At 68.0% G+C, this 9,707-nt stretch carries 8 protein-coding genes; 4 read left to right on the forward strand and 4 right to left on the reverse strand.

What is annotated here, in order from left to right; all coding sequences use genetic code 11:
- Positions 1-83 precede the first annotated feature (83 nt).
- Positions 84-1,214 (forward strand): IS3 family transposase, encoded by a 1,131-nt coding sequence (locus ACFWY5_RS57640; RefSeq protein WP_379640345.1) that lies wholly within the window; start codon positions 84-86, stop codon positions 1,212-1,214.
- A 175-nt stretch (positions 1,215-1,389) separates the two neighbouring features.
- Here the strand turns inward: ACFWY5_RS57640 and ACFWY5_RS57645 are convergent, their stop codons facing one another.
- Positions 1,390-2,556 (reverse strand): sensor histidine kinase, encoded by a 1,167-nt coding sequence (locus ACFWY5_RS57645; protein ID WP_379640347.1) that lies wholly within the window; start codon positions 2,554-2,556, stop codon positions 1,390-1,392.
- Positions 2,544-3,233, reverse strand: a complete 690-nt coding sequence (locus tag ACFWY5_RS57650; protein ID WP_379640348.1) for a response regulator transcription factor — start codon at positions 3,231-3,233, stop codon at positions 2,544-2,546. Before ACFWY5_RS57650 ends, ACFWY5_RS57645 begins: the two co-directional genes overlap by 13 nt.
- Positions 3,234-3,352: 119 nt before the next feature.
- On the opposite strand from ACFWY5_RS57650, the gene ACFWY5_RS57655 reads away from it, so the two are divergent.
- The 3 genes from ACFWY5_RS57655 (at position 3,353) to ACFWY5_RS57665 (ending at position 7,863) form a co-directional block, all read left to right on the forward strand.
- Positions 3,353-4,489 (forward strand): serine hydrolase domain-containing protein, encoded by a 1,137-nt coding sequence (locus ACFWY5_RS57655; protein WP_379640350.1) that lies wholly within the window; start codon positions 3,353-3,355, stop codon positions 4,487-4,489.
- Positions 4,490-4,546: 57 nt separating this feature from the next.
- Positions 4,547-5,971 carry a S41 family peptidase gene (locus ACFWY5_RS57660; protein ID WP_379640351.1) on the forward strand — a complete coding sequence of 475 codons (1,425 nt, stop codon included), beginning with the start codon at positions 4,547-4,549 and terminating at the stop codon, positions 5,969-5,971.
- A gap of 1,358 nt (positions 5,972-7,329) precedes the next feature.
- Positions 7,330-7,863, forward strand: coding sequence for an SET domain-containing protein (locus ACFWY5_RS57665; RefSeq protein WP_379640352.1), 534 nt, complete (start codon positions 7,330-7,332; stop codon positions 7,861-7,863).
- Here the strand turns inward: ACFWY5_RS57665 and ACFWY5_RS57670 are convergent.
- Positions 7,804-8,292, reverse strand: a complete 489-nt coding sequence (locus tag ACFWY5_RS57670) for a hypothetical protein (protein ID WP_379640354.1) — start codon at positions 8,290-8,292, stop codon at positions 7,804-7,806. The two genes, ACFWY5_RS57665 and ACFWY5_RS57670, sit on opposite strands and share 60 nt — an antisense overlap.
- Before the next feature lie 262 nt (positions 8,293-8,554).
- The gene (locus ACFWY5_RS57675) at positions 8,555-9,550 is read right to left on the reverse strand and encodes a helix-turn-helix domain-containing protein (protein ID WP_379640355.1); all 996 of its coding nucleotides are present in this window, start codon (positions 9,548-9,550) and stop codon (positions 8,555-8,557) included.
- Between the last annotated feature and the right edge of the window lie 157 nt (positions 9,551-9,707).

The raw sequence follows: 9,707 nt of genomic DNA on the forward strand, positions 1-9,707 counted from the left end.
GTTGCTACGAAGGATCACGCGATGGCCGTTCTCATTTCACGACGCCACACCTGTTGACCAGGTCAAACTCGTACACCACTTCCGTGGACGCAACCCGGTCGCCGGAGGAACTGTCCAAGGAGTTCCAGCCGTCCGCGCAGTCGATCCGTGTCTGGGTGCGCCAGGCCGATCTCGATGATGGCCGCCGCCAGGACGGCCTGACCAGCGCTGAGAAGGATGAGCTGGCCGGCTTCGGCGGGAGAACAAGATCTTGCGCAAGGCCGCGGCTTTCTTCGCGCGGGAGACGGATCTGCCGAGATGAAGTTCCGGCTGATCCATGCGGAGAAGGACACCACGAGGTCTCCCTGCTGGCCCGGGTGCTGGGTGTGTCGCGCCAGGGCTACTACACCTGTGTTCTTCGTCGACGGCGCGGCCCGTCGGCGCGGGCCCGGCAGGACCAGGTACTGACGGAGAAGATCCGCCGACATCACCAGGCCTCCGATGAAATCTACGGGGCACCGCGCATCCAGGTTGATCTGCGGGAGATCGACGGTGTCCGGGTGGGCCGCAAGCGGGTGGCCCGGCTGATGCGCGCCGCCGGGCTGGCTGGGGTGAGCAGACGAAAGGGCTGTCGCACCACCGTCTCCGACCGGCGGGTTCCGGCTGCCTCCGACCTGGTCCAGCGTCAGTTCACCGCGGCCGAGCCGAACCGCGTCTGGACTGCCGACATCACCTACGTGCCGACCTGGCAGGGCTTCGTCTACCTGGCGGTGGTGCTGGATGTGTTCTCCAGGCGGATCGTGGGCCGGGCGATGGCCGATCACATGCGTACCGAACTGGTGACGGACGCGCTGGCGATGGCGCTCCATCAGCGCCGGCCAGAGGCTGGGGTGATCCATCACAGCGATAAGGGCAGCCACTACATCTCGATCGCCTTCGGCCGGCGCTGTGAGCAGGCTGGCGTCCGTCCGTCGACGGGCCGGACCGGGACGTGCTTCGACAACGCGATCACCGAGAGCTTCTTCGACTCGCTGGAGTGTGAGCTGATCGACCGGCGCGCCTTCAGCACCAGGTCAGAAGCCGAACGAGCCCTCTTCAGCTACATCGAGGGGTTCTACAATCCACGCCGCCGCCACTCCGCCAACAGCCAGCTCAGCCCCGCTGAATACGAGCGTCGACACGCGCTCAAGAACATCCACGACCGCGACTATCTGCCGCGTAGCCGCAAGCCCTGATGTGTCTACTGAACCGGGGCAACTCCAGTGATGATTTCGGCAGCCCGGATCCCAGGGACTTGCCCATGACCGTCGATCACCATGCCGAACCGCATGGACGAGGTTAAAAAGGCGTCCCTGGGCTTGCTGCGCGCATGGTGGACTTCTGAATGCGGGCGGCGACCGCATCGCGTCATCATGTCGGCCGATCTGCCGCCGCCATCGGGCTCTGTGGGAGGTCGACGGTGACGTCGAGGCCGCCGCTGGTCCGGGCGGTTACCGCGATCCGTCCCCGGTGGGCGAGTGTGACCGCGCGCACGATCGACAGTCCCAGCCCCAGCCCCGGGCCGTCGGTACGGATGCGGGTTCCCTGCCCGTGCACGAACGGTTCCAGCAGTGTCTGCGCCTCGTCGGGCGGGATGTGCCGGCCGGTGTTGGAGATGCGCAGGACGACGCTCCCACCCGCCGTACTGGTATCGATGGCCAGGTGCCCGCCGGCCTGGTTGTAGCGGATGGCGTTGTCGACCAGGTTGCCGATCATCCGTTCCAGCAGGACCGGTTCGCCGCTGACCGGTGCCGGCTGGAGCCGGGGTTGTACGGCGAGGTCGGCGGCTGCCGCCCGCGCTGCGGCGGCGTCGAGGGCGGCAGCCGCGATAGCTGCCAGGTCGACCCGTTGGCGCGCTCCGGGCCCGGCCTGGCTGCGCGCCAGCAGCAGCAGCCCATCCAGGACGCGCTGCATGTGCTCGACAGCGCCACGTACGTCGCCGGCCATCGTGAGAAGTTCGGCCCGGCTGGGGTTTCCGTCCAGGGTGACGTCGATTGCCGTGCGTGCGGTGGTCAGCGGCGTGCGCAGCTCGTGGGCGGCGTTGGCGGTGAACAGCCGCTGACTGTCCAGGACCCGGTCCCGCTCGGCGACGCCGCGCTGGATGCGGTCCAGCATGCCGTTGATCGTGTCCGCCAACGCCGACAGCTCATCGGCAGGATGGGTGAGCGGGACCCGCTCGGTGAGGTTCTCAGCCGAAAGGCGCCGGGCGGCTGAGGAGATCACACGGATCGGCCGCAGCACCCGACCCGCCACTACCCAGCTCAGCACGGCGGCCAGGGTGGTCACCGCGATGAGCGCCAGACCGGCCTGGGGTAGCAGCGCGGACAGGGTGTCGGCCTGCACCCGGTCGGCCAGCGCGCGCAGGTCCTCGGCTCCCGGCGGCATCGGCTGGGGATCAGAGCCGGTCGGGTCCAGGTGGGTGAAGAACGCGCGGCGCCGCATCAGCAGGTAGGTCAGCCCGGTCAGGGCGGCGCCGGCGGTCAGCACCAGGGCGGTCTGCAGCAGTGCGAGCCGGGAGCGGGCGGTCAGCCGCACCATGCCGGACCGGACTGTCCTGCGCCGTCGCCGATCCGGTAGCCGGCGCCGGTGACGGTCTCGATCAGCGGCGGGTCGCCGAGCTTGCGGCGCAGCGTGCCGACGGTGATCCGGACCGCGTTGGTGAACGGGTCCGCGTACTCGTCCCACACCTTGTCCAGCAGCGTTTCCGCGCTGACCACGTCGCCGCCGGAGGCCAGCAGCTGCTGGAGCACGCCGAACTCCTTGGGCGTCAGGCGCAGCAGCCGCCCGTCCCGCTCGGCCATGCGCTGGGCCGGATCCAGGGTCACGCCGGCGGCGCGCAGCACCGGCGGGCGGGCGGGCGCGCTGCGCCGTATGAGGGCGTGCACCCGCGCGACCAGCTCGGAGAACGCGAACGGCTTGCCCAGGTAGTCATCCGCACCCAGCATCAGCCCGCCGACCCGGTCCTCCACCGCGTCGGACGCGGTCAGCATCAGCACCCGCGACACCCCCCGCTGGGCGAGTCGGCGGCAGACCGCGTCGCCGTGCACGAGGGGCAGGTCCCGGTCCAGGACCACCACGTCGTACGGCGTGATCTCGCACTTGTCCAGCGCGCTCCGGCCGTCGAAGGCGACGTCGACGGTGAAGCCGTGCTTGCGCAGCCCGGCCTCGATGTACCCGGCGAGGGGCTGCTCGTCTTCGACCAAGAGCACACGCATCCGGGCAGTATCGCAACGCCTGTATATGGAAAACATATGGTCCGCCGATCGCCCGCCGATATGCGTCGGCCGATAGATGTGATCACCGTTCAAGTCCTGTCAGGAAAGGGTGATCGACCATGACGACCACGCACCAAAGAAGGCGGATCTCGGCCACGCGGCGTGGCGGAACCGCTGGCCTGGCCGTCGGACTGGCATGCGCGGTGCTGGCGTTGAGCCTCCCAGCACCCGCAGCCGCCGCCGACCAGGTCAAGCTGGGAAACGTTCAGAAGGCGATGGCGACCCTGGCGAAGATCGACGGGGTGGTGGGCGCCATCGGCGAGGTGTACGTCGATGGCAAACGGGTGGGCCAGGGGACGGCGGGTTCACGCCTGCTCGATGGCAAGGGCGGGCGCATCCCCCCGAATTCGCGCTACCGGGTTGGGTCTCAGACCAAGCTGATGACGGCTACGGTGCTGCTGCAACTGGTCAAGGAGGGCAAGCTCGGTCTGGATGACAAGCTGGCCGACGTTCTGCCAGAGATGGCGCAGCAGGATCTGGTAGAGCGGGCCGATGAGATCACCGTCCAGCAGCTGATCCGGCACACCTCCGGCATCCCCGACTTCTTCGCCTCCGGGCAGTTCGACGACCCCTTCGACTTCACGACCTACTATCCTCCGATCGATCTGGTGAAGGCGTCGCGCAAGATGCCCCGCGCGGGGGAGCCGGGCAAGGGGTTCTCCTACTCCAATACCAACTACGTTCTCCTCGGCCTGATCATCGAAAAAGTGGCTGGCCGTACCCTGCCTGCCGAGCTGACCCGGCGTCTTTTCGCGCCTCTCAAGATGAGCCGCACCTATCTGCCCACCCGGCCTCCTCAGGGCATCAAGGGCCCGCACGGGCACGGCTACTACCCCGACGCCACGGGCAAACCGCGCGACGTGGACCGGCAGAACGCAAGCCTCGGCGGCGCAGCCGGAGGGGTTATCTCCACCGCGCACGACGTCAGCGCCTTCTACCGGGCGTTGAATCAGGGTCGGCTGCTGCCGCCGGACCTGCAACGAGCGATGGGACAACCGCTGCCCAATCTGTGCGGCGGAACGGTCGCGGCAGTTGCGGGCAATGGCCCCGGCTTCCTGGCCGTGACCTTCTCCTCGGCGGACGGACGCCGTCAGTTCGCCGTGTCCACCACGTTGAAGGTCAAGAACGAGCAGGCCATGGCCATCGGTGAGGCCATCAACAAGGCCGCCGAAGCTGTGCTCTGCCCCGGCCAATAGCAGGAGCCATCCGTCGACCGCGATATCCGCCCACATGAGTGAAGGACACCCATCAGCGTGAAACGTTCCCTCCTGACCGCGCTGGCCTGCACCGGCATTCTGACGCCGGCGACGTCCTGCGCCGTGGCGACCACCGGGACCGAGGCGGCCGTGCGGACCGAAGCGGCCGCGTGCGACTCCCAGCCGGGCCAGCCCGTCACCACCGGCCTGAGCACCATCAAGCAGGCATACGACTGCATCTTCACCGGCTTCTACGGTCGCGGGCGGCTCGACCACCGGGCGGTGCTCGCGGCCGGGTTCGCCGGACTCACCGAGGAGCTGAACCGCCGCGGCGTCGACCGGCCCGACGCCACCATGCCGCCGCTGACGGGGAACCGCACGACCGACCTGGAGGCGTTCGCGGCCGCGTACGAGCGGATGGTGGCCGATCTGCCGGACGACGCCGCGCTGCGGCAAGCCCTGGCCGCGGCGACGATCAAAGGTATGGTGGGCAGCCTGCACGACAATCACTCGCAGTGGCGCCGCCCAGTGCAACTGCCCGGCAAGCCGGGCGACGTCTACGGCCTCGGCTTCACCACCTCGCCCGGCTATTCGATCACCTACCGGGCGCCGCAGAAGGCGGTGGCTCCGTTGTTCGTCAACGCCGTGCAGGGCGGCCCGGCCGCCGCCGCCCGGATACGTCCGGGCGAGATCGTGCAGGCCGTCAACGGCGCGCCCGTCTTCGTGGACGGTGTCCTGTCCAGCGGCGCCATGAACCTGCTCAACCCCGAATACTCCGGTGACCAGCCGGACCCGGTGCGGCTGGCGCTGCTGGACCCCTCCACCGGCCGCGTCAGGAAGACGACGCTGCGGCCGAAGGTGTTCACGCCCACGATGCCGCCCGTGACGGCCCGCCGGCTCGGCGGCGACGTGGCCGCGATCAAGCTCGCCAACTTCCAGCCCGGGACCGCGGACCAAGTCCTGGCCGCCATCGCCGGACTGCGTGAGGACAAGAAGCTGCGTGGGCTCATCCTCGACCTGCGCGGCACCAACGGTGGCTCGCCCGCCGAGGTCGTCAAGCTGCTCAGCAGCTTCGTCCACGGCAAGGTGCACAGTTACGACTGCGCGCCGGACGGCACGTGCACGCCCAACCGCACCGACGACGCGGTGCCGCTGCTCGGCCTGCCCCTGGCCGTGCTCACTGACGGCATCTGCGCCTCGGCCTGCGACGCCTTCTCCGCCGCGGTCAAGGACCTCAAAGTCGGGCCGCTGATCGGGTCGCGCACGTCGGGCATGGTGTCGGGATCCGCCCGTATGTTCACGCTTGACGACCGGAGCACCCTGTCGCTGCCCGCGGCCTACCAGGTGGGCGCCAACCGCGAACTGATCAACGGCATCGGCGTGGCGCCCGACCACTACCTGCCGCTGACCGCGAAGAACCTGCGCGAGGGCCGCGACCCGGCGATGGCCAAGGCCCTGTCCCTGCTTTCCGCCACCCGGTAGGAACACGCTCGGCCACGCGGGCGAAGGCCAGACAACTGCTGGCCGCCGGGCCGCGACGTATTCGATGCAGCGCGACGCGGGTTCGTCGTCGGGGTCGACCTCGACGACCAAGGTGCGCGTCGCGCTGAGCAACCTCGCCGGCACGGCGGTCACGACGTGCGAGCCGGGGCCCGCGCAGCCTCTGCCGGGCCCTCGGCTACACCTGCTGAGGACGGGCCACACGCACCACGAAGCGAGTTCCGGCCAGCGCGGTCATCGCCCGCTTAGGCCGGTAACACCAATCGAAGGCATCTGACGTGACTAACGTGCCCCTGCACGAAGAGGCATTCCCGGACTGCCTGGGATCTGCGCGACGTGCTTCTTGACCTGCTCCACACTGGGCCACCTGATCGGATCGGCTCATCAGCCACGGGCGGCCAAAACGAGTTCATGAACGCTGTGTAACGGTCTGATTTCTTACCGCCCATACTGTGATGGTCCGTCTTACGACCACCGACGCGACCGTCGCGGAAGTGGCCATGACGGCCTCGATCCATCAAGGGATGGGACCTGCACGAATTCCGCCACTCGGCGCTGAGCCACTTGGGCGAGGCCGGCGCGAGCCTGCTGATGCTTTTGGCCAAATCCCGGCACAAGAAGCCGGAGAACCTGCGGCGCTACTTCAAGCCCTCACCGGACACCATCGCCGAGATCACCAGCCTGCTCGCCCCCAGAACCAGCGGTCGACCTGCCTCGACTCGCTCAACCAAGATCGCGATTTTTGGGTTTGGGCCTTACCTTGGCTGCACCCCAGGAACGGCTGAACCGTATGGCTGCCTGAGCGTCCGGCTTCGACGCCGGTAGGGCTTTGGACGTCCTCGACGAAGCACCGCCAGGCGTACGGCGTGGGATGCCCACGCGCTGCCGAAGGGCAAGCCGGCCGAACGATCGATGTTCGGCCCGGATCGGGCCGGATGGGTGGAATTCACCGTGGACGAAGACACCGAGGTCATCCGCATCTACGCCGTGATCTGGGCGGGCTAGATACGGGCCGCTGGTCGGTGCCTGGACCCGGCCAAATTGGGCCGATGTGACAGAACCGGCTGCGGGGATCAGGTCGGCGGTGCCACGGTGGGAGGGCAGGAGCGGCGGGCCCCCTGCGCACCCACCCGGCCCGCTGGACTCCCACACCTCAGCGAAATGGGCACGATCTCGTGGGTGCGGTCTTCCGACCGCCGATCGCGGGCCGTACAGTGTACGTTCAACATCCGTGGCCGTCACCCGGCAACGCGCTTCCGCTGGCGACTGGGCCGCGTACGCGGCCGAAGTCAGCCGGCGAGTCCCATAGTGACCGCACATCTGTAGGAGAAAAGGCCACGATGAGCACCTTTTACGCGACTGAATGCTGGCTCACACCAAGCGCGGAGGCCAGGCCCTCCTCTATCCAAGGGATCGGACTGTTCGCCATCGAAGGGATCCGTCAAGACAAGGTCGTCCTGCGACTCGGCGGACAGCTGATCAACGATGAGACCTTGGCCTCTCTCGCACTGCCCTACAGCAGCCTGACCGTCGAGGAAGGCCTGCACCTGCTTCTCGACCCCGCTCATCCGGTGCGCTACGGCAACCATTCGTGTGACCCCAACCTCTGGCACCGCGACGCGACCACCGTGATCGCTCGCCGCGACATCAACCCCGGCGAAGAACTGGCCATCGACTACGCCACCCACACAGGCGTGAAGACATGGTCGATGACCTGCCACTGCGGCAAACCCCTCTGCCGCCGCACCGTGACCGGCAACGACTGGCAACTGCCCCAACTCCAGGCCGCCTACGGAACCCACTGGAGTCCGCCCCTACTCAATCGCATCATGACTGCCACCAGACAGAGGCATTCGGACAGTTGGAATACCTGACGTCGCCAGAGCGTAGGTGAGACACGGCGCCGCGAGGCCGTCGACCGCGTCGCCACGCTGCAGTTCGACCGGCACGGCAACCGCATCTGGCGACAGGCCAAGGCGCTGCTGGACGCCGAACACGCCCGCCGCGCCGCCGGCGAAGTCGTCGTCCCCTTCGGCGTCTGCGGCGAGCCGAGCAACGTCAAAACCGGCGTGCACTCCTGCCCGTTCCGGTTCCGCTGCGTGGGCTGCGACCATTTCCGCACCGACGTCTCCTACCTGCCCGACCTGCAGGCATACCTCGACGACCTGCTCCGCAACCGCGAACGCTTGCGCGCAGCCGCCGACGTCGAGGGATGGGCCCGAGCCGAGGCGATGCCATCGCACGAGGAGATCCCCGTCGGCGAACCCCTTGCGCACGTCCTCGATCCAACTGACCAGGCCCATTGGACGGGGAGTCGGGGACACGGCCACCGCCCGAGACCTGCTGGCCGCCCTGCTCCCAGTGCAGGAGCGAGTGCGAGGCGTCAAGGACCCTGACACTGTGCAGACTCGAGAAGCTCTCGCTCAGTACACGCGGGCCGTCTCGCGGAGACAATGAAGCCGGGCACTGCGACCTGTAGCTCGACGGGTATTCGTTCAAATATCGGTTCGTTAGATGAACGCTACCGTGAATGTGCCAGCGGCTCCGCCATCTGTCGCTGAGTGATCATGGTGAGTGGCCGTCGGGGTTTCCTGCGTCGCGGAACTCGCCGGGAGGCGCGCCATAGGCGCGTTTGAAGGTGCGGTTGAAGTGTGCGGGGTCGGTGAAGCCCCAGCGGGCGGCGATCGCGCTGACCGGCCTGGCTCGTAGCAACGGGTCCAGCAGGTCGTTTCGGCATCGCTCGAGGCGGCGTTGCCGGATATGGCCGGCCAGGGTGGTGTGCTGTCGCTCGAATAGCGTGTGCAGGAGCCGGAGCGAGATGTGGTGCGCGCAGGCAATCGACGTGGGCGACAGTTGCGGGCCGGCGAGGCGTTCTTCGATGAAGGCGTGGATCTGGGCCAGCAGTACCCGATGCCGGGTCATGGTGGGGAGGCGGTCGTGGCGATCCAGTCGCGCCGCCACGGTGGCGGCCAGCAGGTCCAGCAGCGCGGAACCGACCCGGGCTGCCTCCGCGGCGTTGTACTGGTCCAGCCCGGTGACCGCTTGTCGCGCCAAGGTGGAGACCAGTGCGCTGGCGCCTAGGTCGCCGGGAATCCGGGTGCCCAGGAGCTGGGCGGCCTCGCCGTAGCGCACGGGCAGCAACGTGCGCGGGAACATCAGGAAGAGCACGCGTCCGGTGTGGAGTCTCCAATGGCAGGGACGTGAGGGATCGATCAAGGCGAGGTCGCCGGGATGCAGCTGGGCTTGCCGGTCCGCCTGATCGATGAGCAGGCTCCCGGAGACGGGGATCTCGACCTTGTAGAGCTCGGGGTCGGAGCGGCGGATGTGCCGGGCGGTGCGGAGCACCTCATTGGGTGGTAAACCGGGTTGCCATGAGGTGCTGATCTCGGTGAGCTGCACCGCGCCTGCCCGTCCGGTGACCAGTTGGTCTTTGGTCCACGGCCGGGCGGCTTCCAGGAAACGCACCTCGACCGGTACCAGCGCGTCGTCCAGGACGTGCAGCCAGTAGTCCAGGCGCGCCGGGAGTGGTTGGTCCCGGGCCCGGAGCACGATGCTGGTCATCGGCTCTGCCCCCGTTCGTCTGGGATGTCTGCTAGGAGCCGTTTCTTAGATCTGCTGACTAATTGTGGTGATGTTGTCACGATTGGGTCATGGGTCGTGGTGATCTGACCAATGCGGAGTGGGAACGGCTCAAGCCTCTGCTGCCTGAGGGCGGCGG

The sequence above is a fragment of the Nonomuraea sp. NPDC059007 genome (assembly GCF_042740555.1).
Taxonomy (GTDB): domain Bacteria; phylum Actinomycetota; class Actinomycetes; order Streptosporangiales; family Streptosporangiaceae; genus Nonomuraea.

What these genes read in the sequence shown, in the direction of transcription:
- ACFWY5_RS57645 (WP_379640347.1), bottom strand. Translation starts at nt 2,556, where the DNA reads ATGGTGCGGCTGACCGCCCGCTCCCGGCTCGCACTGCTGCAGACCGCC.
- ACFWY5_RS57650 (WP_379640348.1), bottom strand. Translation starts at nt 3,233, where the DNA reads ATGCGTGTGCTCTTGGTCGAAGACGAGCAGCCCCTCGCCGGGTACATC.
- ACFWY5_RS57655 (WP_379640350.1), top strand. Translation starts at nt 3,353, where the DNA reads ATGACGACCACGCACCAAAGAAGGCGGATCTCGGCCACGCGGCGTGGC.
- ACFWY5_RS57665 (WP_379640352.1), top strand. Translation starts at nt 7,330, where the DNA reads ATGAGCACCTTTTACGCGACTGAATGCTGGCTCACACCAAGCGCGGAG.
- ACFWY5_RS57670 (WP_379640354.1), bottom strand. Translation starts at nt 8,292, where the DNA reads ATGGGCCTGGTCAGTTGGATCGAGGACGTGCGCAAGGGGTTCGCCGAC.
- ACFWY5_RS57675 (WP_379640355.1), bottom strand. Translation starts at nt 9,550, where the DNA reads ATGACCAGCATCGTGCTCCGGGCCCGGGACCAACCACTCCCGGCGCGC.